The organism is Streptomyces sp. NBC_01224 (assembly GCF_036002945.1).
Taxonomy (GTDB): Bacteria; Actinomycetota; Actinomycetes; order Streptomycetales; family Streptomycetaceae; genus Streptomyces.
This window is the reverse complement of the sequence record NZ_CP108529.1, coordinates 5,338,732-5,364,328: the sequence shown is the minus strand read 5'-3', so window position 1 is coordinate 5,364,328 and position 25,597 is coordinate 5,338,732. Positions and strand designations below refer to the sequence as shown.

At 69.8% G+C, this 25,597-nt stretch carries 23 protein-coding genes, 1 tRNA gene and 2 pseudogenes; 9 read left to right on the top strand and 17 right to left on the bottom strand.

The window, feature by feature from the left end; all coding sequences use genetic code 11:
- The 3 genes and pseudogenes from OG609_RS24100 to OG609_RS24090 form a co-directional block, all read left to right on the top strand.
- Positions 1–598 (top strand): annotated as a pseudogene (locus tag OG609_RS24100) (ABC transporter substrate-binding protein); the annotation flags it as partial.
- A gap of 404 nt (positions 599–1,002) precedes the next feature.
- Positions 1,003–2,034, top strand: a complete 1,032-nt coding sequence (locus tag OG609_RS24095) for a threonine/serine dehydratase (RefSeq protein ID WP_327274724.1) — start codon at positions 1,003–1,005, stop codon at positions 2,032–2,034.
- A 122-nt stretch (positions 2,035–2,156) separates the two neighbouring features.
- Positions 2,157–2,351 (top strand): annotated as a pseudogene (locus OG609_RS24090) (DUF397 domain-containing protein); the annotation flags it as partial.
- 298 nt (positions 2,352–2,649) lie between these two features.
- Here OG609_RS24090 and OG609_RS24085 read toward each other — a convergent pair.
- From OG609_RS24085 to OG609_RS24065, 5 genes are all read right to left on the bottom strand, one after another.
- Positions 2,650–3,450 carry a hypothetical protein gene (locus OG609_RS24085; RefSeq protein ID WP_327274722.1) on the bottom strand — a complete coding sequence of 267 codons (801 nt, stop codon included), beginning with the start codon at positions 3,448–3,450 and terminating at the stop codon, positions 2,650–2,652.
- A 328-nt stretch (positions 3,451–3,778) separates the two neighbouring features.
- The gene (locus tag OG609_RS24080) at positions 3,779–4,033 is read right to left on the bottom strand and encodes a hypothetical protein (RefSeq protein ID WP_327274721.1); all 255 of its coding nucleotides are present in this window, start codon (positions 4,031–4,033) and stop codon (positions 3,779–3,781) included.
- A gap of 85 nt (positions 4,034–4,118) precedes the next feature.
- Positions 4,119–5,012, bottom strand: coding sequence for an SDR family oxidoreductase (locus OG609_RS24075; RefSeq protein WP_327274720.1), 894 nt, complete (start codon positions 5,010–5,012; stop codon positions 4,119–4,121).
- On the bottom strand, positions 5,009–5,959 hold the full coding sequence (locus OG609_RS24070; RefSeq protein ID WP_327274719.1) for an alpha/beta fold hydrolase: 951 nt from the start codon (positions 5,957–5,959) through the stop codon (positions 5,009–5,011). Before OG609_RS24070 ends, OG609_RS24075 begins: the two co-directional genes overlap by 4 nt.
- Positions 5,956–7,479 carry a flavin-containing monooxygenase gene (locus OG609_RS24065; protein ID WP_327274718.1) on the bottom strand — a complete coding sequence of 508 codons (1,524 nt, stop codon included), beginning with the start codon at positions 7,477–7,479 and terminating at the stop codon, positions 5,956–5,958. The genes OG609_RS24070 and OG609_RS24065 overlap by 4 nt, the downstream gene beginning before the upstream one ends.
- Positions 7,480–7,647: 168 nt before the next feature.
- Between OG609_RS24065 and OG609_RS24060 the strand changes: the two genes are divergently transcribed.
- Positions 7,648–8,298, top strand: a complete 651-nt coding sequence (locus OG609_RS24060) for a MerR family transcriptional regulator (protein ID WP_327278159.1) — start codon at positions 7,648–7,650, stop codon at positions 8,296–8,298.
- A 75-nt stretch (positions 8,299–8,373) separates the two neighbouring features.
- Here OG609_RS24060 and OG609_RS24055 read toward each other — a convergent pair whose 3' ends face one another.
- A complete protein-coding gene (locus OG609_RS24055; protein WP_327274717.1) occupies positions 8,374–9,189 on the bottom strand; it encodes an exodeoxyribonuclease III in 816 nt (271 codons plus the stop codon).
- Positions 9,190–9,239: 50 nt separating this feature from the next.
- Here OG609_RS24055 and OG609_RS24050 point away from each other — a divergent pair, with 50 nt between their 5' ends.
- Positions 9,240–9,719, top strand: coding sequence for a GNAT family N-acetyltransferase (locus OG609_RS24050; RefSeq protein ID WP_327274716.1), 480 nt, complete (start codon positions 9,240–9,242; stop codon positions 9,717–9,719).
- A gap of 21 nt (positions 9,720–9,740) precedes the next feature.
- Here OG609_RS24050 and OG609_RS24045 read toward each other — a convergent pair whose 3' ends face one another.
- The 3 genes from OG609_RS24045 to OG609_RS24035 form a co-directional block, all read right to left on the bottom strand.
- Positions 9,741–10,892 (bottom strand): serine hydrolase domain-containing protein, encoded by a 1,152-nt coding sequence (locus OG609_RS24045; RefSeq protein WP_327274715.1) that lies wholly within the window; start codon positions 10,890–10,892, stop codon positions 9,741–9,743.
- Positions 10,893–10,977: 85 nt separating this feature from the next.
- Positions 10,978–11,763 carry an SAM-dependent methyltransferase gene (locus OG609_RS24040; RefSeq protein WP_327274714.1) on the bottom strand — a complete coding sequence of 262 codons (786 nt, stop codon included), beginning with the start codon at positions 11,761–11,763 and terminating at the stop codon, positions 10,978–10,980.
- Between the two features lie 187 nt (positions 11,764–11,950).
- Positions 11,951–12,547 carry an ArsR/SmtB family transcription factor gene (locus tag OG609_RS24035; RefSeq protein ID WP_327274713.1) on the bottom strand — a complete coding sequence of 199 codons (597 nt, stop codon included), beginning with the start codon at positions 12,545–12,547 and terminating at the stop codon, positions 11,951–11,953.
- A 195-nt stretch (positions 12,548–12,742) separates the two neighbouring features.
- Here OG609_RS24035 and OG609_RS24030 point away from each other — a divergent pair, with 195 nt between their 5' ends.
- A complete protein-coding gene (locus OG609_RS24030) occupies positions 12,743–13,015 on the top strand; it encodes a hypothetical protein (protein WP_327274712.1) in 273 nt (90 codons plus the stop codon).
- 104 nt (positions 13,016–13,119) lie between these two features.
- On the opposite strand, the gene OG609_RS24025 is transcribed toward OG609_RS24030, so the two are convergent.
- From OG609_RS24025 to galU, 7 genes are all read right to left on the bottom strand, one after another.
- Positions 13,120–13,193 (bottom strand) — tRNA-Ala (locus tag OG609_RS24025).
- Between the two features lie 97 nt (positions 13,194–13,290).
- Positions 13,291–14,415, bottom strand: coding sequence for a divisome protein SepX/GlpR (gene sepX, locus OG609_RS24020; protein ID WP_327274711.1), 1,125 nt, complete (start codon positions 14,413–14,415; stop codon positions 13,291–13,293).
- Positions 14,416–14,573: 158 nt separating this feature from the next.
- Complete coding sequence (locus OG609_RS24015) at positions 14,574–15,185, bottom strand: GNAT family N-acetyltransferase (RefSeq protein ID WP_327274710.1); 612 nt, start codon at positions 15,183–15,185, stop codon at positions 14,574–14,576.
- Between the two features lie 17 nt (positions 15,186–15,202).
- Complete coding sequence (locus tag OG609_RS24010; RefSeq protein ID WP_327274709.1) at positions 15,203–15,745, bottom strand: MogA/MoaB family molybdenum cofactor biosynthesis protein; 543 nt, start codon at positions 15,743–15,745, stop codon at positions 15,203–15,205.
- A complete protein-coding gene (moaC, locus tag OG609_RS24005; RefSeq protein ID WP_327274708.1) occupies positions 15,742–16,242 on the bottom strand; it encodes a cyclic pyranopterin monophosphate synthase MoaC in 501 nt (166 codons plus the stop codon). The genes OG609_RS24010 and moaC overlap by 4 nt, the downstream gene beginning before the upstream one ends.
- 123 nt (positions 16,243–16,365) lie before the next feature.
- The gene (gene glp / locus OG609_RS24000) at positions 16,366–17,676 is read right to left on the bottom strand and encodes a molybdotransferase-like divisome protein Glp (protein ID WP_327274707.1); all 1,311 of its coding nucleotides are present in this window, start codon (positions 17,674–17,676) and stop codon (positions 16,366–16,368) included.
- Positions 17,677–17,680: 4 nt separating this feature from the next.
- A complete protein-coding gene (gene galU / locus OG609_RS23995; protein WP_327274706.1) occupies positions 17,681–18,583 on the bottom strand; it encodes a UTP--glucose-1-phosphate uridylyltransferase GalU in 903 nt (300 codons plus the stop codon).
- A gap of 93 nt (positions 18,584–18,676) precedes the next feature.
- On the opposite strand from galU, the gene OG609_RS23990 reads away from it, so the two are divergent.
- On the top strand, positions 18,677–19,276 hold the full coding sequence (locus OG609_RS23990) for a 5-formyltetrahydrofolate cyclo-ligase (protein ID WP_327274705.1): 600 nt from the start codon (positions 18,677–18,679) through the stop codon (positions 19,274–19,276).
- Here the strand turns inward: OG609_RS23990 and OG609_RS23985 are convergent.
- On the bottom strand, positions 19,266–22,016 hold the full coding sequence (locus OG609_RS23985; protein ID WP_327274704.1) for a penicillin acylase family protein: 2,751 nt from the start codon (positions 22,014–22,016) through the stop codon (positions 19,266–19,268). The genes OG609_RS23990 and OG609_RS23985 overlap by 11 nt on opposite strands.
- Before the next feature lie 289 nt (positions 22,017–22,305).
- Here OG609_RS23985 and OG609_RS23980 point away from each other — a divergent pair, with 289 nt between their 5' ends.
- Both OG609_RS23980 and OG609_RS23975 read left to right on the top strand, forming a co-directional pair.
- On the top strand, positions 22,306–23,844 hold the full coding sequence (locus OG609_RS23980) for a potassium/proton antiporter (protein ID WP_327274703.1): 1,539 nt from the start codon (positions 22,306–22,308) through the stop codon (positions 23,842–23,844).
- A 347-nt stretch (positions 23,845–24,191) separates the two neighbouring features.
- On the top strand, positions 24,192–25,478 hold the full coding sequence (locus OG609_RS23975; protein WP_327274702.1) for an MFS transporter: 1,287 nt from the start codon (positions 24,192–24,194) through the stop codon (positions 25,476–25,478).
- Positions 25,479–25,597: the final 119 nt, after the last annotated feature.

Below are 25,597 nucleotides of genomic sequence, written 5' to 3'. Positions count from 1 at the left end.
ATTCTGCGGGACTACCTCGCGCCACGCGGCGGCACCGTCATCGAACTCGACATGAGCGCGCTCGCCCCGCGGCCGTGTGCGACGAACTCGTCGACAATCGCGCGACAGCTCTTCTCCTTCTGGTCGGCCACCCGGAGCCGGCAGTGTCGATCGTCAAGTCTGTCCGCCGCGACCAGCGCCTTGCCGAGATCACGATTGGTGCTCCGGCCGGGCAACCGGAGTTCACCGAATGGGCGACGTTGCTGGGCGACGACAGCGCCGCGATCCCGTTCTTGCGCTACCTGCCCGGGCGCCTCAGCCCACTCGGTGCACGAGTCGAGACGGCCCTCCGCGAGCGGCTGGCCGAAGCGCCCCCTTCGTCGCCTTCGAGGGCTACGACACGGTCGCCGTCCTCGCCGATGTGCTGCGTTCTCACGTCGCGGACCGGGCGCGCACTGCCGAATCCTGGCCGCGCGTTGCAGTCGAAGGCACCCGCGGGCAGATCCAGTTCTCCCGCACGCCAGGCATCAGCGTCTGGCAATGGGCTCGGCCGCCAATCCAAGTCGTTGATCGAGATCCGGCGGAACCCGATCGCTTTCGGATCCTTCACGCCAGCTGAGAGAGCACGGAGGTCCAACTGCCCGGATCTGTCCTGATTTGAGGCTGTCTACCTGTCTGCGCGTGCCGGCGCTCGTGCCCCTCCCGGCAAGCTTCGCCCCGTCGCGCCGCCCAGCACGCACTCCCACAAGGCCTTAAAGGACCAGGGGCCCCTCGGCGTTGACCAAAGGCCCTGGTAGCTCCTTCCCCGAGCTCTCAACTTCGTTCGAGGAGGGGAGGCCCCATCCAAGGGCTTCCGGCCACCTTGCGACCGCACGCACCGGACGACGCTCCTTCCGGGCAAACATTGCCGGTCACGGCAGTAGTGTGCAGACGGGCGACGATCGTCTGCACGTTCTTCCCCACCCATACCGTCCCGGCCCGACTCATCGCCCGGCCGTGGCCTCGATCGGCAGGAGCAACGGCGTGCACCAGCTCACGTACGACGACATCAAGGCCGCCACCGACCGGATCGCCGGACACATCCGCCCGGTCACCGTCGCCCCCGTCGACCCGGGAACGATCCGCGCAGATCACCGTGGCCCCCTCGACACCCGCTCCAAGGAGCCCTGCGAGGTCTGGTTCGCGCTGGAGTTCATGCAGCACACCGGCTCCTTCAAGGCGCGCGGCGCGCAGAACTTCATCCAGGCCCACCGCGAGGCCGGCACCCTGCCGGACGCGGGCGTGACCATCGCCTCCGGCGGCAACGCCGGGCTCGCCTGCGCATGGGCCGCCCAGCAGCAGGGCGTGCGCGCCACGGTGTTCCTGCCGACCGTCGCCCCGGCGGTGAAGGTGGCCAAGCTGCGCGACTTCGGGGCGGATGTGCGGGTGGTCGGCGCGGAGTACGCCGAAGCCCTCGAAGCGTGCGAGGAGTTCGCTGCCTCGTCCGGCGCGCTCGCCGCGCACGCCTACGACCACCCGCTGATCGCCGCCGGGGCCGGGACCCTGCTGGAGGAGATCCACGCCCGGATCCCCGGTCTGGACACCGTGGTGGTCTCGGTCGGCGGGGGCGGCCTGTTCGCCGGTGTCGCCACCGCCGCTCAGCACCACGGAATCCGCACGGTCGCCGTCGAGCCGGAGAACTGCCGGGCGCTGAACGCCGCCATCGAGGCCGGTCGCCCGGTCGACGTCCCCGTCGAATCGGTCGCCATCGACGCCCTCGGCGCCCGCCGTGCCACCGCGCTGGCCCTGGACGCCGCCCGCCGGGACGACGTCCGCTCCGTCCTGGTACCGGATGGCGAAATCGTCCGCGCCCGCCAGGAGTTGTGGGACCACCGCCGCGTCGCCGTCGAGCACGCCGCCGCCACCGCGCTGGCCGCGCTCACCGCCCCGGACCTCCCGACCGGGCCGACGGCACCGAGCCGCGGCTACCGGCCGGGCAGCGGCGAGCGGGTCGCCGTCGTGCTGTGCGGGGCGAACACCGACCCGAGCGACCTGGTGCACCCGGCCGAGAACTGATATCCGGTGGCCGGCCCGGCCATGACGGCAGCCCCGCAGGTCATACGATCTCCTGAGGGCCGCCGCCTTGTCACCGAAGGCGCCCCTCTCCGTGATCGAGGAAGCGGCAGACGAGAACCGAAATGGTGTGCAGCCGGATCGACTTGAGCACCGCGACCTGGCGTAGGAGCAGCTACATCGATTCCTCCGGCGGCGACTGCCTCGAAGTCGCCGACGGTCACACCGGCATCGTCCCCGTCCGCGACTCCAAGCGCCCCGAAGGACCGGCCCTCGCCATCGCCGCGTCCGCCTGGACCCCGTTCGTCGAGTCCGTCAAGCCATCCCGACCCGCCGCAACGTCGTCAAGAGCCCTCCGGACAGCCCTGGTTCGTGGGCATAGGCGGGACGTGAGCCGAACGTCAGCGGTGAGCTGAAGAGTGGGAACGCCGCTCAGACCCCGCCACGAAGCCGAATCCAGCAGATTGATCACAGCCCGATGCGCGCCGCGGGTTGCGCGCCGGGTGAGACGGCCGGGCTGACCGGGGCAACGGCCAGGACTGTCTCACCCGGCGCTCCAGGAGTCCGGCGCGCCGCCCCGGGGCTACCGGGTCGGCTTGTTCCGAGGAAAGGAGACCGTCACTTGACGTCGACGTAGTCGCCGGCCGCGGTCGCGCCGCCGGTCGTGTTCGTCTCACCGAAGGTCCATCGCCAGTAGCCGTCGGCGGAGGCGGTGACCGTGGTCTTCAGGGCGCCGGTCGAGTTCGCCTTCACGATCTTGACCGTGTTGTACGTGCTGGTACCGGCTTTGCGGAACTGGAGCTTGGCCGCCTTGCCACCGAAGCCGGTGTACTTGTGCTTCACCCAGTCCGCGCGGGTGATCTTGCCGGTGACGGTGAGCTTGCCGCCCTTGGCGACGGGCTCGGGCGAGGCGTCGACGGTGACCTTCGCCGCGCGCTTGACCCGCACGGTGGGGGAGAGAGGAAGATACTCCTCGCTCTTGAGCCCGCCCTTCGCGTTCCAGATGCGTACCCAGGCGGCGCTCTTCCAGGTCGTGGCGTCGTTGTTCGAGTCGAGGGTGTATCGCGGGTCGATGTACAGCTCGCCCTCGCAGTCGGCGGCCACGGAGCCGTCCTCACAGGCGGTGAGCACCATGCGGATGCCCCCGCGCTCCGAGGCCTTGGCGGGGGTGGTGTCGTGGTACAGCAACAGGGAGGTGTTCACGTCGGACTGCTTGAGGCCGGACGGCCACGACACGCGGTACGTGAATGTGGGGGAGACCTCTGCGGACGTACCCACGATGATGGACTTGCCCTTGTTCAGGACCAGGTTCGACACCTTGACGCCGGTGTCCGCCGCCTGCGCGGACGGCGCGGTGAATGCCCCCAGGGCGAGCGTTCCCGCGACCACGACCGCGAAGCCGGATCTGCCTGCGCGCATGCGCAACCTCTTGTTGGTGAGGGACTGGTATGAGTCCGGTAAGGGAAGAATGGATCGCCGCAGGCTAACAGCCCCCGAACGGGGTCCGGTTCGAGAGGGCCGGGCTCGAACCACCGGCCCGACAGCCTCGTGACGGGCGAAGCCGAGACGGACGACCTTCTCGGGATCAAGCCCCTGCAGGGCGCCATTCGCCACGGCCCTGCGTCCCGGCGGCCCGGCAGGACCGATGCCCTCCTCGGGCCGCAACAAGCCGACGGGGAACCGGAAAGGGCGCGCCCGGTATCCGGGCGCGCCCTCAAGCAGACAACGCGCAGTGTCGCGAATCGCGTCAGCGGTCGAAGCGCTCGCGGGTGTCGTCCGCAGCGTCCCGGACCTTGTCACGGCCCTGCTGGGCCTTGTTACGGCCCTGCTGCGACGTCTTCGAGGCCCGCTCGGACGCGCCCTGCGCCCGCTCCCGACCCTGGTTCCGAGCCTCGCCGCGGCCCTCGTGGCCCTCGCGGCCCTCGTGGCCCTCGTTCGCCTTCTTCTTCGCCTGGTCGGCGAGCTCCTGCGCCTTGTCCTTGAACTGGTCTGCGATGCCCATGCTGTTCACTCCTAGTGGGTGCGTGGGGGACGGCCTGTAACGGCCTCGACCAGAGTTACACGCCCCGACATTCATCGCATTTCGATCACTTACTCTGCGTACGCACCGCCCGCACGTCCTGGTCAGCGGCGCCTCCGGCGCCCACGAGCCCCTTGCTCACGCCCTCCAGCCGCGCCCCGAACCGCCGCATCTCGCGCTGTCCGACGACACCGATCACCGAGGGCAGATAGCCCCGCACGGACTGCATCCCGCGCAGCCACCACTGCGCGTACACATGCGCCGACCGCCGCTCGATACCGGCCACGATCCGGTCGACCGCCGGACCCAGCGGATACGTACGGTTCGACGGCCAGGGCAGCCGCTGCCGCAGTTCCCGCATCACGTCGTCCTGGTCGGCGCCCCGCACCATGTCCGTGTCGGTCCAGGACAGATAGCCGACCCCGACCTTCACCCCGCGGTAGCCGACCTCGGCCCGCAGGCTGTGCGCGAACGCCTCCACGCCCGACTTGGACGCGCAGTACGCGGTCATCATCGGCGCCGGCGTCATCGCCGCGAGCGAGGCGATCTGCAGGAAGTACCCGCGGCTCTCCATGAGCACCGGCAGGAAGGCCCGCCCCGTCACCGCGCCACCGATCAGATTGACCTCGATGACCCGGCGCCACGCCTCCGGGTCCGAGTCGACGAACGGACCGCCCGACGCGACTCCGGCGTTGGCGACGACGACATCGACCTTCCTGAACCGCCCTTTGACCTGCTCGGCGACGCGCGCCATCGCCTCGTGGTCGGTGACATCCGCGAACCAGTGGTCGCTCTCCGAGTGCAGCCGCTCGGAGACCTTCTTCAGCTCGTCCGGTTCCAGGCCGACCAGCGCGAGCTTGGCCCCGCGCGCCGAGAGCTTGCGCGCCAGCAGTTCACCGACGCCACGCGCCGCGCCCGTGACGACGACGACCTGTCCTTCGAGACTCCGCCTGTCGCTCATGCGACATCCTCCTTCTCGGCCATACCGTCCACACCTGCCGCGCCGCCCGCCGGGACGTACGCGGTGACGAGCTCCCGGATCTTCGCGGTGACCGCCTCCGGCGCCTCCACCGGTGTCATGTGGCCCATGCCCGCCAGCTCGGTGAGCCCCAGGCAGTCGGGCAGCGCCACCGCGATGGCACGGGCGTGCACGAGCGGCGTCAGCCGGTCCTCCGTGCCCGCGATCACCGCCGTGGGCACTCGCAACTCCCTTACCCCCGCGTCGAGATCGAGCTCCGCGAGGACATGTCCCCAGGCGACTCTGGCCGCCCGCGGGCAGGCGTGCACGATCCTGGCGCAGATCTCGACCCGTTCGGGTGCCGAACCCGCTCCCATCGTCCCGTACTTGAGTATCCGCCTGGAGACCGGCGTGACCGGCCCGAGCGGGGCACGCGCCCCGAGAATCGCGCGGGTCATCCGGGTACGGACGGCCCCGGCCCGCAACGGCACCACCAGCGACTCGGTGATCAGCCGCGAACTGCCGGTGCTGCACAGCAGTACGGCGGCCGCGTGCTCACGCAGCCCGGCCCGCCGCGAGGCGGCCATCATCGTCATCCCGCCCATGGAGTGCCCGGCGAGCACGGCCCTCTCGCCCGGTTCGAGGGCGGTGGCCAGCACCGCTTCGAGGTCGTCGGCGAGGGCGTTCGTGCTGTACCCGTCGCGGCCGACCGCGGGCGAACGGCCGTGGCCCCGCTGGTCGTAGACGACGACCCGGTGGTCCACCGCAAGGTCCCGGATCTGCGCGGCCCAGAAGTGGGTGTTGCAGGTCCAGCCGTGCGACAGGACCACCGCGGGGGCGCCGTCCCGCCCGTGCACCTCGACATGGATCCGGGCGCCGTCGGCGGAGATCGCGGTCAGCTCGCGCGCGGGGACCGGCGGGGCGTCGTCGCGCCGCAACAGCCGGCTCATCCCACGATCTCCTCGACGACGGACCGCTCGGGGGCAGCGGCCTGCTTCGGTACCCGGACGACCTCGTACTCCGCGAGGTCGACCGACCGCGTCACCTTGCGGAGTTCGGAAGTGGTGCCCGGCCAGACCGTCGTATTGCGACCGTTGGCGTCCAGGTACCAGCTGGTGCAGCCACCGGTGTTCCACACGGTGCGCTTCATCCGCTCCTGCACGCGGCGGTTCCAGGCCCCGACCGCCGAGGGCCGCGCGTCGAGTGCGACACGGCCGCCCAGCACGTTCAGCTGGCGCAGATAGTCGGCCATGTAGTTCAGCTGGGACTCGATCACGAGGATCATCGAGGAGTTCCCGAGCCCCGTGTTGGGGCCGATGATCGTCATCCAGTTGGGGAAGCCGGTCACGCTCGCACCGCGCAGCGCCTGCATGCCGTCCTTCCAGGATTCTGCGAGCGTGATGCCTTCCGCGCCCACCACCCGGTCGGCGATCGGCATGTCGGTCACATGGAAGCCGGTGCCGAAGATGATCGCGTCGACCTCGGTCTCCGTACCGTCGGAGGCGACGACCGTGGAGCCGCGCACCTCGGCCAGACCGGAGGCGACCACCTCCACATTGGGCTGGGCGAGCGCCGGGTAGTAGGCGCTGGAGAGCAGGATGCGCTTGCAGCCGATGCGGTACGAGGGGGTCAGCTTGGCCCGCAGCGCCGGGTCCTTGATCGACCGCGCCATGTTGGACTTGGCTACCGTCTCGACCAGGCCCAGCTCGTTCGGGCGCTTGGTGAAGGCGCTGACCTGCAACTCCCTTATGCCCCAGAGCAGTCCGCGGCGCGCGGCACCGGTGAAGGGGAGCGTGCGGTGCAGCCAGCGCTCGGCGCCGCTGATCCTGCGGTCCATGCGCGGCATGACCCATGGCGGGGTGCGCTGGAAGAGCGTCAGCTCGGCGGCCTTCGGCTGGATCGAGGGCACGATCTGGATGGCGGAGGCTCCGGTGCCGATCATCGCGACGCGCTTGCCGGTCAGGTCGTAGTCATGGTCCCAGCGGGCCGAGTGGAAGACCTTGCCGGGGAAGCCGTCGAGCCCGGGTATGTCCGGTATCTTCGGGTCGGAGAGCGGGCCGGTCGCGGAGACGACGACATCGGCGGTGAACGTGGCCCCGCCCGCGGTCTCGATGACCCAGTGGAGCTCGTCGCGCTCCCAACGCGTCATCATCACTTCATGGCCCAGCCTGATGTGCGGGCGCAGCCCGAAGGTGTCCGCGACATGCTCCAGGTAGGCACGGATGTGCTCCTGCCCGGAAAAGGCGCGCGGCCACTCGGGGTTGGGGGCGAACGAGAACGAGTAGAGGTGGGACGGTACGTCGCAGGCGCAGCCCGGATAGCTGTTGTCGCGCCAGGTGCCGCCGACGGAGTCGGCCCGTTCCAGGACGACGAAGTCCGTGATGCCTTCGCGGCGCAGCCGGACCGCGGCCCCGAGGCCCCCGAATCCGGATCCGATCACCGCCACTCGTACGTGCTCGTGCTGGGCCATGCTGCCGCCTCCCGCGATACGTCACACGACTCCGCCAGCAATCACTGGCATTGTTGGGAGAGTAGAACAGCTCCGTACCGATGGGTAGGGGTGCGACAAGGGAAAGTTACCGACGGTACGACATAGGGTGCGGGTGTGGCTGAAGGACGCGAGCACCGCGAATACCGGATGGAGGAGCTGGCCAAAGAGGCCGGCATCCCCGTACGGACCGTGCGCTTCTACCGGGAGCGCGGCCTGATCTCGCCACCCCGGCGCGAGGGACGCATCGCCTGGTACGACGACCACCACCTGGCCCGGCTGCGCACCATCGCGGGCCTGCTGGAGCGCGGCCACACCCTCACCGGCATCGCCGATCTCGCCCGCACCTTCGAGAGCGGCCGCGATGTCGCCGAGGTGCTGGGCCTGGGCGAACCGACCGAGGAAACCCCGGTCCGCCTCACCCCCGAACAGCTCGCGGACTACTTCGAGGGCGAGGTCACCCCGGAGAATCTGGCCGCCGCCCTCGACCTGGGCTATCTGGCCACCGACGGCGACGAGATCGTCCACATCAGCCGACGCCTTCTGGAGGTATCGGCGGAGCTGGTACGGGAAGGGGTGCCGCTCGCCACGGTGCTCTCGGCCGGCCGCCGGGTCCGCGAGCACGCGGACGCGCTCGCCGAACTCTTCGTGAGCGTCCTCGAAGCCCACAGCGACGGAACGGAACCGCCCCAACTGCGCCCGCTGGCCCGCGCCGTGGTGGACGCCGAGCTCTCCATGGCCCTGGACCGCCGCCTGCGCCGCGAGAACACCGACCGCCCACCACAGGAACCCGCCTCCTGACAGGACGGGCCAAGGCCCCCGCCCCCTGAACACACCTGGCGGAGGGCCCCCGATCTCATTCCGCCCCCGCACGCCCTACAGGTCGAAGACCACCGTCACCGGCGCATGGTCGCTCCACCGCTCGCCGTGCGTCGCGGCCCGCTCGACCCAGCCCTTCACCGCACGCCCGGCCAGCCCCGGCGTCGCCACCTGGTAGTCGATCCGCCAGCCCGTGTCGTTGTCGAAGGCCCGCCCGCGGTAGGACCACCACGAGTACGGCCCCTCCTCCTCCGGGTGCAGCGCCCGTATGACATCGACGTACTCGGCCTCGTCGAAGACCCGGGTCAGCCACTCCCGCTCCTCGGGGAGGAAGCCGGAGTTCTTCTTGTTGCCCTTCCAGTTCTTCAGGTCGGCCTCCCGGTGGGCGATGTTCCAGTCGCCGCACACCACGACCTCACGGCCGCCGGCCGCCGCCCGCTCCCTGAGGCCCTTCAGATACGGGAGGAACGCGGCCATGAACCGTTCCTTCTCGTCCTGCTTCTCCGTGCCGACCTCGCCGGAGGGCAGATACAGGCTCGCGACCGTGACACCGGGCAGGTCGACCTCGATGTAGCGGCCGCTCGCGTCGAACTCCTCGCTCCCGGCGTCCCCGAAGCCGCCGAACCCGATCTGCACGCGCTCGGGCGCCCGCCGCGTGTAGAGGGAGACACCGGCCCGCCCCTTGGCGGCGGCCGGTGCGTGCACGGTGTGCCAGCCCTCGGGGTCGCGTACCTCGTCGGGCAACTGCTGAGGCTCGGCCCGCACCTCCTGCAGGCAGATCACATCGGCTTCGGTCCGGGCCAGCCACTCGACGAAGCCCTTCTTGGCGGCGGCGCGGAGCCCATTCACATTGACGCTGGTCACAGTGAGCATTACGGCACGATACCGACAGACAGTGGACGCATACCCGTACCATATCCCGCATGAATATCCATTCTCGGCCCTTCGATCACGCCGATGCCGTCAAACTCAACGACCAGGTGCAGCTCGAATACGCCGAGCGATACGGCGACGAGGGCGATGTCACACCGCTCGACGCGTCGATGTTCGAGCCGCCGAACGGTCTGTATCTCCTCGCCTACGATGCGCAGGGCCGCCCGGTCGCCACCGGTGGCTGGCGCTCTCAGGAGCAGAACGACGAGGGCTACTCCGACGGCGACGCCGAGATCAAGCGGATGTTCGTCATACCCGAGGGCCGCGGCAACGGGCTGGCGCGCCGCATCCTGGCCGCCCTGGAGGCCGACGCGCGGGCGGCCGGCCGTCGTCGCATGGTGCTGGAGACCGGGGACAAGCAGCCCGAGGCGATCGCCCTGTACACATCCAGCGGTTACACCCCGTGCGAGAAATTCGGCCACTACCGCACGTACCAGAGCAGCATCTGCTTCGCGAAACCGCTGCATTAGCAGGTCTCACCGCCCCGGGCCTCAGGCCTCGGCCGCGTACCGCCAGAACTCCCGCATGACCGCGGGCGGGGTCGGTCCGGCCATCTCCAGCTGAGTGAGCAGGACGGTGACCGTGCCGGTGGACGGGGTGAGGTGCGCCGCCGTTCCGGTGCCGCCCACCCAGCCGTAGCGTCCCGGTACGTTCCAGGGGTCGATGGCCTCGACATCGACCGAGCCGCCGAAGCCCCAGCCCTGCCCCTCCAGGAACAGCGTGCTGTCGTCGCGCTGCGCCTGCGTCAGATGGTCGGTGGTCATCTGCCGCACCGACTCGGCCGACAGCAGCCGGCGTCCGTCGGCGCTGCCCTCGGTGAGCAGCATCCGGGCGAAGGAGTACCAGTCGTCCACGGTCGAGACCAGCCCGCCGGCACCGGACGGAAACGCGGGCACGCTGCTCCACTGCCCGTCGGGCGCGTCGACCAGTTGGAGGCCGCCGCCCTCCGGGTCGGTCCGGTAGTAGGTGGTGAACCGGTCGAGCTTGTCGGCCGGTACCGCGAATCCGGTGTCGGCCATGCCCAGCGGCGCGAACAGTCGCTCGGCCAGGAACTCGGGCAACGGCCGGCCCGAGACCCTGGCGATCAGCACGCCCAGGATGTCGGAGCAGGTGTTGTACAGCCAGGTCTCGCCCGGCTGGTGCAGCAGCGGGATGCGGGACAGGGTGGCCATCCACGCGTCCGGCGCCTCGATGAGCCGGGGCTGCGGCGGTCCTTGCTTCAGCTCGCTGAACAGCAGTCCGACCACCGGCAGCGAGAAGTCGGACGGGAATCCGCACCCGGCCCGGAAGGTGAGCAGATCGGCCACCGTGATCGCCCTGGCAGCCGGGACCACGTCGTCGACCGGGGAGGCCGGGGTGCGGACCACCTTCGGTGCCGCCAGTTCCGGCAGCCACTGCCCGACCGGGTCGTCCAGCGCGATCCGGCCGTCCTCGATCAGCAACATGACGGCCGCGGCGATGACGGGCTTGGTGATGGATGCGATGCGGAAGATCGAGTCCCTGGCCATCGGGGCCGTGCCGTCCGCATCGGCGGAGCCGACCGCCGTCACCTCGACCCGGCCGCCACGGGCGACCAGGCCCACGGCTCCCGGCGCCGCCCCGCCGCCGACATGCTTCTCCAGGAGGTCGTGCAGATTGCTCATCGGTCCACCCTCTCGCTGGTGCGCTCAGAAGCAGGACTGCCGCACCGCCCCGGACTCATCGGTCCCGGACGTCACTCCCCCGGGCTCAGCGCACCCGCCCGACACCCACGTAGAAGCCGCTGCGTTCCCGCACCGGCGCGGGCTCCTCCTGGTACCACTCCGTGGCGAACACCAGCCCGGGCTCGACGAGGTCCAGACCGTCGAAGAAGGGCTCGACCTCGCTTCGGGTACGCATCCGCAGCGGGATCGCCCCCTTCCTGTACGCGGTCTCGGTCTCCTGCTGGAGCTCGGGATGCTGGTCGGCCGTGCCGTGCGAGAGCACCAGGAAGCTGCCGGCGGGCAGGGCGTCGACCAGGGTGCGGGTGATGCCGTACGGGTCCTGGTCGTCGGGCAGGAAGTGCATCAGGGCGATCAGGGACAGCGCGATGGGCCTGCTGAAGTCCAGCAGCTCACGGGCGTGTTCGAGGATCGCCTCCGGCTGCCGCACATCCGCGTGGATGTAGTCGGTGACCCCCTGTGGGCTGCTGATCAGCAACGCTTCCGCGTGGCGCAGGACTATCGGGTCGTTGTCCGCGTAGACGATCCGGGCGGTCGGTGTGATGGCCTGGACGACCTGGTGCAGATTGGGCGCCGTGGGGATGCCGGTGCCGATGTCGAGGAACTGGTCGATCCCGCCCAGCGCCAGCCAGGCGGAGGCCCGGTGCATGAAGGCCCGGTTCCGCGCCGCGTTGCCCCGCGCCTCCTCGGGCAGCGTCTGCCCCACCTGCTGGTCGACCGGATAGTTGTCCTTGCCGCCCAGCAGCCAGTCGTAGACGCGCGCGGGGTGGGGCTTGCTGGTGTCGATCTGGGGCTTGGGCATTCCGGCCGTCACAGGGAACTCCTCCGTACGGGGAAATCACGAGCAGCTGAGAACCCGGCCCGACATGGGAACACCCCCGGCGGGACCCACGGAACGGGCGAGCAGTGCCAGCGTAGTTGGCCCCGCCTGCACCGTCCCGCCCCGGGCGCCGGGGAGCTGCCGACGAACGCTCCGTGGCCTCGCACCGCGGTCCCCGCGCTCACATGTCGTCGACCAGTGGCGCGGCGCCGCGGCCGTCGTCGGGCAGCACCACCAGGCGTACGGCCATCTGGCGTGCGCCCGGCGGGTGTTCACCGGGCTCGCTCGCGTACTTGTGCAGCAGCGCCTGGTACTCCTCGGTGAACGCGGCGACCTGTTCCTTCGTCATCCGCAGCCCGGCGCGGTAGATCTGGTTCCAGCCCTCCGAGGCGTCGTACCCGGCGTACGCCCGCACGACCAGGCTCAGGTCGTGAGTCATCTTGAGTGCGCCGATCTTCACGGCGGCCTCGCGTTCGTCCACCGTCATCTCCAGGCCGGGCGGCGTGAAGATGTTCGTCATGAGCGACTTCCACCAGCGCTCGCGCCCGGTGGAACGCTCCTCGATCTCCGCGATCAGCTTGAGGTCGGCGAGCTTGCGCAGGTGATAGCTGGTGGTACCGGTGGACTCGCCGAGGGCTTTGGCCACGCTGGTGGAGTTCGCTTCGCCGTGTTCGCCGAGATAGCTCAGGATGTCGCGGCGCACCGGGTTGGACAGCGCCTTGTAGAAGGCCTTGAGGTCCGGGCCGGTGAGCACTCTCGTCTCGGGACGCTCGACCATGGCCGCCAGCATAGTGCAGAGATTCTCTGCAATCATTGCAGAGAATGTTTGCAGAATATCTCTGCGATCGCTATTTTGGTCCGGGAGGCGCCACCGGGCGCCGGGAATCGCGGGGGGCGCAGATGCACAGAGGCCTGACGGGAAGGCTGTCGCCGACAGCAGGGGCGACAGCCGGAGCAACCCGGGCGGCCGCCCATGCCTGACCCACTGGACGCCCGGCTGCGGGACGAGATCGACGACCAGGTCGCGGAGGCGTTCGACGCCTACCTGTCCGACCGGCTGACGGAACCAGGACCGCTGCGCGAGTCCCTGGCCGCGGGGCGCGGCGCCCGGGTGGTGCTGGGCACGGTCGCACTCGGCGCCCTCGCAACGGCGCTCGCACCACCCGGCGTTGCCGCCATCTGCTGGATCTGGGGCGCGATCGCGGTGATCGACGTCACCTGGCTGTGGGCCGCTCGCCGTCGTTGACGGTCCGTGAGGCCCCTTCCCCTCATGGTCCCGTCGCGGAAGGCAGGCCCGGAACGACAAGATCCCGCCCGATCTTTCGATCGGACGGGATCTTGTGTGTGCGGTGGACCTGTGGGGATTTGAACCCCAGACCCCCTCGATGCGAACGAGGTGCGCTACCAGACTGCGCCACAGGCCCTTGCAACGAGTGAAACTTTAGCACCCCCACGGGGGTGCTCGGAAATCCGGTCCGTGCTGGTCAGCCGAGTCGGTGTCGCCGCGGGGCCCGAAGGGGCTCACTCATTGGCGGCACGGGGGCGTTCCCCGTCCTCGTACTGATCGAAGAGCGGGGTCCGGCCGCGGTCGCGGGTGCGGCGGGACTGGTTGGTGCGCTGGCGCGGCGCCGGGTCGACGGGGGGTGCCACGGGGTGCGAGGTACCCGTCTGGGTGGGCTCGGCGGTGCTGGAGCGGGCCGCGCTCCAGGTCTCCGGGTTGCCGACCTCGACGCCGCCCGTGGCGCGCGGGGCGACCGGCGCGGTGACGTACGTCGGCAGGGGGACCGGGACCGGCTCCCAGCTGTCGCCCTGGACCCGGCCGCGTTCGCGCTGCTGGTCGACCCATTCCGCGTGGTCCGTCTGCTCGACCAGGGCGCGGCGGCCGGCCTCCTGCGGGGAGACCGCCGGTGCGGGCTCGGGCTCGGGGCGGCGCGCTTCGGGCTCCTCGTCGGCCTCGGCGGGGGCCGCCGCGGCCGGCTGGTGCCTGCGGGGACGGCTTTCGCGCAGATGCTGCGCCGCCACTTCGGCCCGGCGCCGGTCCATGGTGAAGGCGAACCGGCGTCGCTCCTGGGCGCGCAGATGCACGATGTACGTGCTCAGCAGCACCGCCGGAACCGCGGGTGCCCAGAGGAAGCCGAGGCCGCCGACCGCCGCGACGACCGCGCCGAGGGTGAAGGCGAGGAAGAGGACGACGGTGGTACGCCGACGGCGCGCGAGGACCTGGAGTCGCTGGGCACGCCGGACGCGCTCGGCGTCCGTCCCGCCGGTGCGCGGGCGCGCGCGCCGCGCGGGACCGGGTTCGGGGCGTTCCCGGTCCGGGCGCTCGGGCGTGCGCGCAGGGTCGTACACCCTGGCTTCGGTATGCGCCGGAGGCGCGGCGAAGGCCCGGACGTCCACGGAATCCATTCGGTCCGTGACGACGTCCGGGTCGGCGTCGGGCCCCGCCTCCTCGGTGGTGCGCTCCCGCAGCTCCTTGGCATACCGGCGCTCCATGGCCGCCCGTCCGGACAGTAGCCGGATGGCGGTGCTGAAGCGTTCCGTCGGACGGGCTTCATTGAGCTCGTCCTGCCTGCGGAGCCACATCGGCACCAAGTAGGCGGCCCAGGCCCCGACGATGACTGCATAGATGAGGCCGCTGCTGCTCACGTCTCACACCGTAGAGGGGTTTGCGCGGGGGCATCCGCCAATTGGCCCGGTGTGTCGCACGATCCGGCTGATATCAAGGACTTTTTTTGTGATTGTTCAGATCAGCAGTGAGTGTTTGCGCGTCCGTTTGCCGTCACATGGCGATCAATATCGAACACTTATTTTATTTCCCGTGGCGTTCCGGGTCGTGCCTGGTGCCAGCGCCGGAGCAGCCCGTCGGGTACTTCCTCCACGGTGAGCGCGTAGATCAGGTGGTCCCGCCAGGCGCCGTCGATGTGGAGATAGCGCGGACGCAGACCTTCCTCGCGGAATCCCAGTTTCTCGACGACCCTTCTGCTGGGCCCGTTCTCCGGCCGAATGCACACCTCGACGCGGTGCAGTCCGACCCTGCGGAAGCAGTGGTCGACAGCGAGGGCGACCGCGGTCGGCATCACACCGCGGCCCGCCACGTCCTGGTCGACCCAGTAGCCGATGTGACCCGAGCACATCGAGCCCCAGGTGATCCCGGCGACCGTCAGCTGACCGACCAGACGACCCTCGTACTCGATGGCGAAGGGCAGCATCCGGCCCGCGCCGGCCTCTGAGCGCAGATGACGGACCATCTGGCGGTAGGTGGGGCGCTGGGCCACCGGGCCGCCCGGGGCGGGCGGCGGCACGGTCGCCTCCCAGGGGCGCAGCCAGTCACGGTTGCGCCGGTTGACCTCGCGCCACACGCGCTGGTCGCGCATCTTTACCGGACGGAGGGTGATCTCGCCGTCGTTGAGGACCACCGGCCAGGTCGGGACGTTCAGCTCGGGCTCCCGGGTCGGGGGTGATCGCCGCCGCGAAGCTGGTCGACGGCGTGCACCAGGAGACGTGCGAGGACGGCCAGGCCGTCGCGCACCCCGCCGGTGGAGCCCGGCAGGTTCACGATGAGTGTGCGGCCGGCGACGCCCGCGAGGCCACGGGAGAGCGCGGCGGTGGGCACCTTGTCGCGGCCCTCGGCGCGGATCGCCTCGGGGATGCCGGGGATCTCGTGGTCGAGCACGCGGCGGGTGGCGTCGGGGGTGCGGTCGGTGGGCGAGATGCCCGTACCGCCGGTCGTGATGATGACGTCGTACCCGGCGGCCACCCCGTCGCGCAGCGCCTGTTCGACCGGGTCACCGTCGGGCACGACCCGGGGGCCGTCGACGGCGAAGCCGAGCTGCGTGAGCGCCTCGGAGATCAGGGGGCCGCCCTTGTCCGCGTAGACCCCGGCGGAGGCCCGGTTCGATGCGGTGACCACAAATGCGCGGTACGCGGACGCCGCGGCGTCGTCGCGGACCCCCGCCGCTTCGCCGGACGCGGTCATGCGTCCGCTCCGTCCGATGCGGTGCGCCGGTACTCGCCGGACTTGCCGCCCGACTTCGACTCGACCCGTACGTCCGTGATGACTGCCGCCTTGTCGACCGCCTTGATCATGTCGATCACAGTGAGCGCGGCGACCGAGACGGCGGTCAGGGCCTCCATCTCGACGCCGGTGCGGTCGGTGGTCTTCACCGTGGCGGTGATCTCCACCGCGTCGTCGGCGACGCTCAGGCCGACCTCGACGCCGGAGACGGCGAGCGGGTGGCAGAGCGGGATCAGGTCGGGGGTGCGTTTGGCGCCCATGATCCCGGCGATACGGGCGGTGGCCAGGGCGTCGCCCTTGGGCACTCCTTCGCCGCGGAGCAGCTCGACGACGCGCGGCGAGACGAGGACCCGGCCGCTCGCGCGGGCCACCCGCGCGGTGACGTCCTTCTCCGAGACGTCGACCATGCGGGCCGCGCCCGCCTCGTCGATGTGCGTCAGCCTGTTCTGCGTACTCAACTAACTCCGCCTCGCGGTAGGGCGCCGGTTGCCCGCTCGGCCCGCACCGGGGTGCGGGTCGGGGGCCCGGGGGTGTCCCCGGGAAGGCACAGCGGCAGATACCGTACCGCCACCGCCCGGGGATCAGCGGAGCAGGATCACCTCGGTGTCCGCGCCGGACTCGGCGGAGGTGACGTCCTCGGGCAGCACGATCAACGCATCCGCCTGGGCGAGAGCAGCGATCAGATGCGATCCGGAGCCGCCGACGGGGGTGACGGTGCCGGCCTCCGCGTCGTACGTACCGCGCAGGAACTGGCGCCTGCCGGACGGCGAGGTGAGCGCCTTGACGGTGTTCAGCTTGGCCCGGACGGTGGGGCGGTTCACGTCCTGAAGTCCCATCAGGGCGCGGATCGCGGGGCGTACGAACAGCTCGAAGGAGACGTACGACGAGACGGGGTTGCCCGGGAGCGCCAGCAGCGGCGTGTGTTCGGGGCCGATCGAACCGAAGCCCTGCGGCTTGCCGGGCTGCATGGCGAGCTTGCGGAAGTCGATGCCACTGCCGGGCTCGTCCTCGTCGCCCACCGACGAAAGGGCTTCCTTGACGACGTCGTACGCGCCGACGCTGACGCCTCCGGTGGTGACGACGATGTCGGCGCGGATCAGCTGGTCCTCGATCGTGGCGCGGAGCGTGTCGGCGTCGTCGGTGACGGCGCCGACCCGGTAGGCGATCGCTCCGGCGTCCCGGGCGGCGGCCGTGAGCGCGAAGCTGTTCGAGTCGTAGATCCGGCCGCCGGTCAGCTCCTCGCCGGGCTGCACCAGTTCGCTGCCGGTCGAGATGACCACGACGCGCGGCCGGGGCCGTACCTTCACCGTCGGGCGGCCGATCGCGGCGAGCAGCCCGATCTGCGGCGGGCCGATCACCGATCCGGCGCGCAGGGCCAGATCGCCCGGCTTGACGTCGCTGCCACGGGCCCTGACATGGGCGCGGGCCTCGACGGGACGGTGGACGCGGACCTCACCGCCCGCGCCCTCGGGGGCGTCGCGGTGGGCGCGCATGGTGTCGGCGGGGCCGCCGCCCGTACCGCCGTCGGTCCACTCGACCGGGATCACGGCTTCGGCGCCGGCCGGCAGTGGGGCGCCGGTCATGATGCGGGCGGCCTCGCCCGGGCCGACGCTCCGGTCGCCGGGCAGCCCGCCGCTGCCCGCCGCAACGTCACCGATGACGGTGAGCACCGCGGGGAACTCCTCGTCGGCGCCCTCGACATCGGCCACACGGACCGCGTACCCGTCCATCGAGCTGTTGTCGAAGGGCGGCAGGGCGATCTGCGCGATGACGTCCTCGACGAGGACGCAGCCCTGTGCGTCGTGCAGTTGCAGCTCGATGGGTTCGAGCGGTCGCACTGCGCCGAGAATGTCTTCCAGGTGCTCGTCCACCGACCAGATCGTGCTGCTCAAAGTGCTACATCTCCTCGGTGACGTAACTGCGGAGCCAGGTCCGGAAGTCCGGGCCCAGGTCTTCACGTTCGCACGCGAGTCTGACAATGGCACGGAGGTAATCGCCCCGGTCACCGGTGTCATAGCGGCGCCCCTTGAAGACGACGCCGTGCACGGGGCCGCCGATCTTCTCGTCCTCGGCGAGGAGTTGAAGGGCGTCGGTGAGCTGGATCTCGCCGCCGCGGCCCGGCTCGGTCTTACGCAGTATGTCGAAGACGGCCGGGTCCAGGACGTAACGGCCGATGACGGCGAGGTTGCTGGGCGCCTCGGCCGTGTCGGGCTTCTCGACCAGGCCGGTGACGCGCACCGCATCGCCCTGGGCGGTGGGCTCGACGGCCGCGCAGCCATACATGTGGATCTGCTCCGGCGCGACCTCCATCAGCGCGATGACACTGCCGCCCTCGCGCTCCTGGATCTCGACCATGCGGGCCAGCAGCGGGTCGCGCGGGTCGATCAGGTCGTCGCCGAGGAGGACCGCGAACGGCTGGTCGCCGACGTGCGGTGCGGCGCACAGCACGGCGTGGCCGAGGCCGCGCGGGTCGCCCTGCCGGACGTAGTGCATGGTGGCCAGGTCGCTCGACTCCTGGACCTTCTGGAGCCGTTCGGCATCTCCTTTGCGGGTGAGCGCGGACTCCAGTTCGTAATTGCGGTCGAAGTGGTCCTCAAGGGGGCGCTTGTTGCGGCCGGTGATCATCAGTACGTCGGAGAGACCGGCGGCCACCGCTTCCTCGACGACGTACTGGATCGCAGGCTTGTCGACGACAGGCAGCATCTCCTTGGGAGTGGCTTTGGTAGCCGGCAGGAAACGGGTACCGAGGCCTGCGGCCGGGATGACAGCCTTGCTGATCCTGGTGTGCGACTGAGTCATGCGCAGAACCATAACCGGTGCGTATGGGTGGAAGATGAGGCTCCGGTTAATTTTGTACGCCTATATACGCATACAAGAGATTCAAGGTGCCCAATGAACGGCAATATGTCCCAAAAGGCGCTTCTCAGACGTGAACTGCTGGCCGCGCGGCGCCTTCTGCCTCAGGAAGACGTGGAAAACGCCGCGTTGGTTCTGTCCCGGGGCGCATTGAATCTTCCGGAGTTGTCCGGGGCCCGAACCGTCGCCGCATATGTCTCGGTGGGGAGTGAGCCGGGCACCCGCGCCCTGCTGGACGCGCTGCGTGAGCGGGGCGTACGGGTGCTGCTGCCGGTGCTCCTCGCGGACAACGATCTGGACTGGGCGCCTTACGAAGGAGCCGGTCGTCTGGTCCGGGCCGGCCGCGGGCTGCTGGAGCCGGACGGGGAGCGCCTCGGTCCCGACGCGGTCCTGGACGCCGACGCGGTCCTGCTGCCGGGCCTCGCAGTGGACGCGCGCGGCATGCGGCTCGGTCGTGGCGGCGGCAGTTACGACCGGGTGCTGGCCCGGCTCGCCGCGGCGGGGGCACATCCGGCGCTGGTCGTCCTGCTCTACGACAACGAGGTGGTCGCGCAGGTCCCTGAGGAACCGCACGACCACCCCGTCGACGTGGTGGTGACACCGGCCGTGACCCGCCGGATGGGCCCTACGGTTTGAGGGTCAGGGTGTCGGTCGTCGACTTGGCGACGGCGTTCGTCCCGAAGGACCAGTCGAGCAGTTCACCGTTGACCCATTTGTCGGTCTGATCGGTGTAGTGCGCGCTGAACGCGTGCCCGGAAGCGCCGGTGAGGTTGATCCAGCGGGACTTGTCCCAGTCATCCACGTTGACGACCATCCGCATCGACGGAACCCAGACGACGTCGTAGCCGCCCGCCGCGTTCCAGCCGCTGGCGTTCACCGCGGCCTCGCCACCGCCGAGATTCCACGGACCGCGGTTGAGGACCCGCTGGAGCAGACCGGGGCCCTCGGTGCCGAGGGTCTGATTCTTCAGGGTCAGCTGGTGCAGCCGGCCCCAGCTCCAGGTGGTGATGTCCTTGCCGAGCTTGGCGGTCAGCTCCCAGCGGGCGTCCTCCATGGCACGGGCGAAGAGCTCGTCCCGGTTCCCGGTCGCCTCGTCCCGGCCGCTCTTCGGCGACTTCCACCAGTCGCTGTTCTGGTCGTCCATCAGGTTGGCGACCACCTGGTACCAGCGGTCACCGCCGTCCGGCTGTGCCGTGTCCGCGTCGCGCCGTCCGCACTCGCGCACCAGCTTGTCCTGCTCGTCGACCGGGCCGGAGGTGTCGGCCCGGGGCACATTGAGGCACTCGCCCTCGACCCGCAGCTCCTTGGGCAGCTTGTCGCCGAAGGCCAGCTTGAGGATGTTGCGCCAGACCGCGTTGAAGTACGCGGCCGCAGCCGAGTCGGACTCCTGGGTGTAGTCCCAGCCCTCCAGGAGCTTCTGTGCCTCGCGGACACTCTTGTCCGAGATATTGATCTTCATCAGCTCGGGCACCAGCAGCGCGGCGATCGCGCTGGTGTTGTCCATCTGCATCTTCTGCATGTCTTCGGTCGAGATCTTCCCGCCGCCCTTGATCTTCGACTGGATGAGGTCGTTGATCCGCTGGCTGCGGGCGCCGTAGCCCCAGTCCTTGGTGAGCAGGTGGGGGTACTTCTTCTCGTCGATGACGGGCTGGTTGGCGGTGACGATGTAGCCGCGCTTCGGGTCGTACTCGTAGGGAAGCTCCTCGAACGGGACCGGCTCCTTCTTCCAGCCGTACTTCGAGGACCAGCCGGGGCTGGGCATCGTGCCGTCGCCCTGGAGGCGGACCGGGATCTTTCCAGGTGCCTGGTAGCCGATGTGATCCTTGGTGTCGGCGTAGATCAGGTTCTGCGAGGGAACCTCGAAGTGTTCGGCCGCCGCCCGGAAGCTCGTGAAGTCCTTGGCGCGGTTGAGCTCGAAGACCGCGTCCATGGACTTGCCGGGTTCCAGCGCGGTCCACTTCAGGGCGACCGCGTAACCGTCGGCCCGGTCCGGAGCCGCGCCGGCGACGGGGGCCTTCTGGCCGACCTTCTCCAGCTCGCCGCTGCGATCGGACACCAGCGGACCGTTGTTGGTCTCGCGGATGGTGATCTCCCGGCTCCTGCCGCCCGCGACCTTGATGGTCTCCTTGCGGACGGTGAACGGCTTGACCTTGCCGTCGTAGAGATAGCCGTCGGTGGAGACCTTCTCCAGGAAGAGGTCGGTGACGTCCGCACCGAGGTTGGTGAAGCCCCAGGCGATGTCCTGGTTGTGACCGATTATCACGCCGGGCATTCCGGCGAAGGTGTAGCCGGCGGTGTCGTACTGGCAGGTCTTCGTGATCTCGCGGCAGTGCAGCCCCATCTGGTACCAGAGCGAGGGCAGCTGGGGCGCCAGGTGCGGGTCGTTGGCGAGCAGCGGCTTGCCGGTCGTCGTGTATTTGCCGGAGACCACCCAGGAGTTGGACCCGATGCCGCTGCCGTTCGGGCCGAGCAGCGCCGGGATCTGGTCGAGGGTGTCGGAGAGCGAGGAGAGCTGGGTGTTCAGGCCCTCGGTCGCGCCCGCCATGGTGCTCGAGCCGATGCTCGTCGACGGTGTCGCGTCCGGGTCGAACTTTCCGGTGACCGGGGAGATCGCGCCCTGGCTGACGATCGGATCATGCGTTTTGTACGGGTACTCCGGGTAGAGGTCCTCGATCTGCTTCGCGTCGAGCCTGCTGGTCATCAGCGAGCGGTCGATCTCTTCCTGCATGTTGCCGCGCAGGTCCCAGGCCATCGCCTTGAGCCAGGCGACCGAGTCGACCGGGGTCCACTCGGCCGGCTTGTAGTCGTTGGTGAAGCCGAGGGCGGCGTACTCGACGGAGATGTCCTTGCCGTCGCGCCCCTTGAGGTAGGCGTTCACGCCGTCCGCGTACGCCTGGAGGTTCTTCTTGGTGTCCGCGGACAGGACGTTGTCGTACTCCTCCTGTGCGACCTTGCGCCAGCCGAGCGTGCGCAGGAAGGAGTCCGTCTCGACCTGTCCGGAGCCGAACATCTCGGAGAGCCTGCCCGCCGTCATGTGGCGGCGGACGTCCATCTCCCAGAAGCGGTCCTGCGCCTGGACGAAGCCCTGGGCGCGGAAGAGATCGGCATCGGAGTCCGCGTACAGCTGCGGGATTCCGTAGCTGTCGCGCTTGACGTCGACGTTGCCGTCGAGGCCGTCGAGCTTGATGGAACCGGTCGTCTGCGGGTACGAGGCCCGCACGGTCGATACGGACCAGAACGCGCCGTATCCGATACCCGCGACAAGCGCCAGCACCAGAACGATCACGATCAGGCGGGCACGTCGCCCCTTCTTCCTGCCGGTCTTCCCACCGGCGGAACCGGTGGTGCCGGAAGAGGCGGTTGTGTTGGCGGGCATCGCTGTCCTTCGAGGGGCAGGTGGTCCTGGGAGTGCAGGAGCAACCATAGGCGCAGCGCCCGGGCCGCTCTGACGCGGCATCGGCATGGTTCGAATTGCGCAGCGATCGTACGAACGATCGAACGCGTCAAGAAAGCGTTAAAGATTAGGTAAGGTAACGAAGTACCGGCCGCCAACGGCCGATGCCGAGGGTCGAATTCGGCAGGCGTACGCAGGGAAGGAACGGCCACTGACTGTCCACACGCTCAACGAACTCCTGCTCGTCTGCTCACTCGTCCTGCTCGTCGCCGTGGCAGCGGTGCGCATCTCGTCCCGCAGCGGGCTCCCCAGCCTGCTCCTGTACCTCGGCATCGGGGTCGCCATGGGGCAGGACGGCATCTTCGACGTCAAGTTCAACAATGCGGAACTGACCCAGGTGATCGGCTATGCCGCACTTGTCGTGATCCTCGCCGAGGGTGGCCTGGGCACGAAGTGGAAAGAGATCAAACCCGCACTGCCGGCTGCCGCGATGCTCTCGATCGTCGGCGTCGCGGTGAGCGTCGGCGTCACCGCGGCCGGGGCGCACTACCTGGTCGGACTGGACTGGCGGCAGTCGCTGATCATCGGTGCGGTCGTCTCGTCGACGGACGCTGCCGCGGTCTTTTCCGTGTTGCGCAAGGTGCCGCTGCCCGCCCGTGTCACCGGAGTACTGGAGGCCGAGTCCGGCTTCAACGACGCGCCCGTCGTGATCCTCGTGGTCGCCTTCTCGACCAGGGGACCAGTGGACAGCTGGTACGTACTGGTCGGCGAGATAGCACTGGAGCTCGCGATCGGCGCGGCCGTCGGTCTCGCCGTCGGCTGGCTCGGCTCGTTCGGACTGCGTCATGTGGCACTGCCCGCGTCCGGCCTGTATCCGATCGCCGTGATGGCGATCGCGGTGTCCGCGTACGCGGCGGGCGCCCTGGCCCACGGCAGTGGCTTCCTCGCCGTCTATCTGGCCGCGATGATCCTCGGCAACGCCAAACTGCCGCACTGGCCCGCGACCCGCGGCTTCGCCGACGGGCTCGGCTGGCTGGCCCAGATCGGCATGTTCGTGCTGCTCGGACTCCTGGTCACGCCGCACGATCTGTACGACGACTTCTGGCCCGCGGTCATCGTGGGACTGGTACTGACCGTGGTGGCACGTCCACTGGAGGTCTTCATCTCGCTGGCGCCGTTCCGGCTGCCCTGGCAGGAGAAGACGTTCATGTCCTGGGCGGGGCTGCGCGGCGCCGTACCCATCATCCTGGCGACCATTCCGATGGTGTCCGGAGTCGAGGGCTCCACCCGGGTCTTCAACATCGTCTTCGTGCTCGTCGTCGTGTACACCCTCATCCAGGGACCGACCCTGCCCTGGATGGCGAAGGCCCTGAAGATCGCCGACGATCCGGCCGAGGCCGCCGACCTGGGCATCGAGTCGGCGCCGCTGGAGCGGCTGCGCGGCCATCTGCTGTCGGTGGCGATCCCCGGGAAGTCGAAGATGCACGGCGTGGAGGTCGGGGAGCTGCGGCTGCCCGCCGGGGCCGCGGTCACCCTGGTCGTACGGGACCAGAAGAGCTTCGTACCGGCGCCGTCGACCGTGTTGCGGCGCGGCGACGAACTGCTGGTGGTCACCACCGACCCGGTGCGCGACGCGGCGGAGGAACGGCTGCGCGCGGTCGGCGAGGGCGGCAAGCTCGCGGGCTGGCTGGGGACGAGCGGCAGCGGTGGCAAGAGCCTCGCCGGGCCTCATGTGGCACATGATGTGGCGCACGCGCTGAAGGCCGTGAAGAAGCCGGGGAAGGCCGACGGGCCGAAAGCGCACCGCTGAGAGGGCCGCGGGGGCTGCACGCTGTCGATCCGAGGCGGGGGCGGGGGCCTTGCGCACAATCAGAGGTGCACAAGGATGCCCGCCTGTATCATGAAGGAAACCTGATCGGCCTCCGTAGTGGGGTCGGCCAACCCGATCGACCAACCCGAACGACCAACTCTGCCTGATGCAGAGCTGGCGCGACCGTATGGCGGTCGTGGCGTCCTCCGCCTCTGCTGAGCGCCCGGCATCTACCGCAGTTCCGCGCGAAGAGGACAGCTCTCGGCAGCACCCGCACGAGCCCGCACCACCTGTGCCGGCCCGGACCTGCGGGAGCTCGGCCACCAGGCGGCAGAAAGGCATGGACCGTGGCGTCCACGGTCTCCGACCGCCCCGGTTACGGGCAGTTGCTGCGCACCCCCGGTGCGTGGACGTTTCTCCTGCCGGGCTTCGCCGCACGGCAGCCCTTCGCGATGCTGACGATCGGCATCGTGCTACTGGTTCAGCACACCACCGGCTCTTACGGCAGCGCGGGCTCCGTCGCCGCCGTGACGGGTGTCTCCATGGCCCTGTTCGCACCGCAGACCGGCAAACTCGCCGACCGTTTCGGCCAGCGCGCCGTGCTGCTGCCCGGTGTCCTGGTGCACGCGGCGTCCGTATCGGCGCTGACGGCACTGGCGTTGGCGGACGCGCCCCTGTGGGCCCTGTTCGCGGCGGCCGTGCCGACCGGTGCGTCCGTTCCGCAGATCGGGCCGATGGTACGGGCCCGCTGGGCGGCCGTACTGGGCGCGGCACCGGGCCGCAAGGCCTCACCGCTGATGTCCACCGCGGCCGCCTTCGAATCGGTGACGGACGAGTTCACCTTCGTCATCGGCCCGGTGCTCGCCACCGCACTGTGCACGGGAGTGCACCCGGCGGCCGGTCTGATCACGGAGGCCGGACTGACCCTGGTCGGCGGACTGCTCTTCGCCGCGCGGCGCCGCACGCAGCCCGCGGTGCGCAGCACCGAGTCCGGCACCTCCCAGCGGCATGCGTCCGCCCTGTCCGTACCGGGTGTACGGGTGCTCGCGGTGGCCTTCCTGGGCATCGGCGCGGTATTCGGCGGCATGCAGGTCTCGCTGACCGCCTTCGCCGAGGAGATCGGCCGGCCCGGGGCGAACGGTCTGCTGTACGGGGTCTTCGCGGCCGGCAACATGCTGGCCGGGATCGCCTGCGGCGCCATCGCCTGGAAGAGCGGGCCGCGGCGGCGTCTGATCGTCGGATACGCGGCCCTGACCCTGACCGCGTCCGGACTGTGGGCCGTGCACTCCGTGCCGCTGCTGGCCGGACTCGGACTGCTGGTCGGACTCTCCATCGCCCCGGCCCTGATCAGCGGCTATACGCTGGTCGAGGCTCTGGTTCCGGGATCCGCCCGGACCGAGGCGTTCACCTGGCTGACGGGCTCGGTCGCCCTCGGCCAGGCGGCCGCGGTGACGGTCGCCGGGCGGCTCGCCGACGCCCACGGCGCGAGCACCGGTTTTGTGGTGCCGCTGGTGGGGACCGTACTGGCACTGGTCACCCTGGTGTCACTGCGTTCGAGACTGACACCGGCCCGCGCGACCATCACGGCCGCACGCGGCGCGGTTCACCCTGATCCTGTCGCGGCCAGAGAGTGACGATTCATGCGCTCGCATCAGCGGAATACGTCGGTGTGACTCCTCCGCCACATAATGTGGCAGCTTTTCACTAAGGCCAGCGGCCCTCATGACGGCCAAGCCCTGACCGCTGTCCTCCG

Excerpts from the sequence above, each read along its gene's own strand:
- OG609_RS24085 (WP_327274722.1), bottom strand. The coding sequence starts at position 3,450 with ATGCGCGCAGGCAGATCCGGCTTCGCGGTCGTGGTCGCGGGAACGCTC.
- OG609_RS24080 (WP_327274721.1), bottom strand. The coding sequence starts at position 4,033 with ATGGGCATCGCAGACCAGTTCAAGGACAAGGCGCAGGAGCTCGCCGAC.
- OG609_RS24075 (WP_327274720.1), bottom strand. The coding sequence starts at position 5,012 with ATGAGCGACAGGCGGAGTCTCGAAGGACAGGTCGTCGTCGTCACGGGC.
- OG609_RS24070 (WP_327274719.1), bottom strand. The coding sequence starts at position 5,959 with ATGAGCCGGCTGTTGCGGCGCGACGACGCCCCGCCGGTCCCCGCGCGC.
- OG609_RS24065 (WP_327274718.1), bottom strand. The coding sequence starts at position 7,479 with ATGGCCCAGCACGAGCACGTACGAGTGGCGGTGATCGGATCCGGATTC.
- OG609_RS24060 (WP_327278159.1), top strand. The coding sequence starts at position 7,648 with ATGGAGGAGCTGGCCAAAGAGGCCGGCATCCCCGTACGGACCGTGCGC.
- OG609_RS24055 (WP_327274717.1), bottom strand. The coding sequence starts at position 9,189 with ATGCTCACTGTGACCAGCGTCAATGTGAATGGGCTCCGCGCCGCCGCC.
- OG609_RS24050 (WP_327274716.1), top strand. The coding sequence starts at position 9,240 with ATGAATATCCATTCTCGGCCCTTCGATCACGCCGATGCCGTCAAACTC.
- OG609_RS24045 (WP_327274715.1), bottom strand. The coding sequence starts at position 10,892 with ATGAGCAATCTGCACGACCTCCTGGAGAAGCATGTCGGCGGCGGGGCG.
- OG609_RS24035 (WP_327274713.1), bottom strand. The coding sequence starts at position 12,547 with ATGGTCGAGCGTCCCGAGACGAGAGTGCTCACCGGCCCGGACCTCAAG.
- OG609_RS24030 (WP_327274712.1), top strand. The coding sequence starts at position 12,743 with ATGCCTGACCCACTGGACGCCCGGCTGCGGGACGAGATCGACGACCAG.
- OG609_RS24010 (WP_327274709.1), bottom strand. The coding sequence starts at position 15,745 with ATGACCGCGTCCGGCGAAGCGGCGGGGGTCCGCGACGACGCCGCGGCG.
- galU (WP_327274706.1), bottom strand. The coding sequence starts at position 18,583 with ATGACTCAGTCGCACACCAGGATCAGCAAGGCTGTCATCCCGGCCGCA.
- OG609_RS23990 (WP_327274705.1), top strand. The coding sequence starts at position 18,677 with ATGAACGGCAATATGTCCCAAAAGGCGCTTCTCAGACGTGAACTGCTG.
- OG609_RS23985 (WP_327274704.1), bottom strand. The coding sequence starts at position 22,016 with ATGCCCGCCAACACAACCGCCTCTTCCGGCACCACCGGTTCCGCCGGT.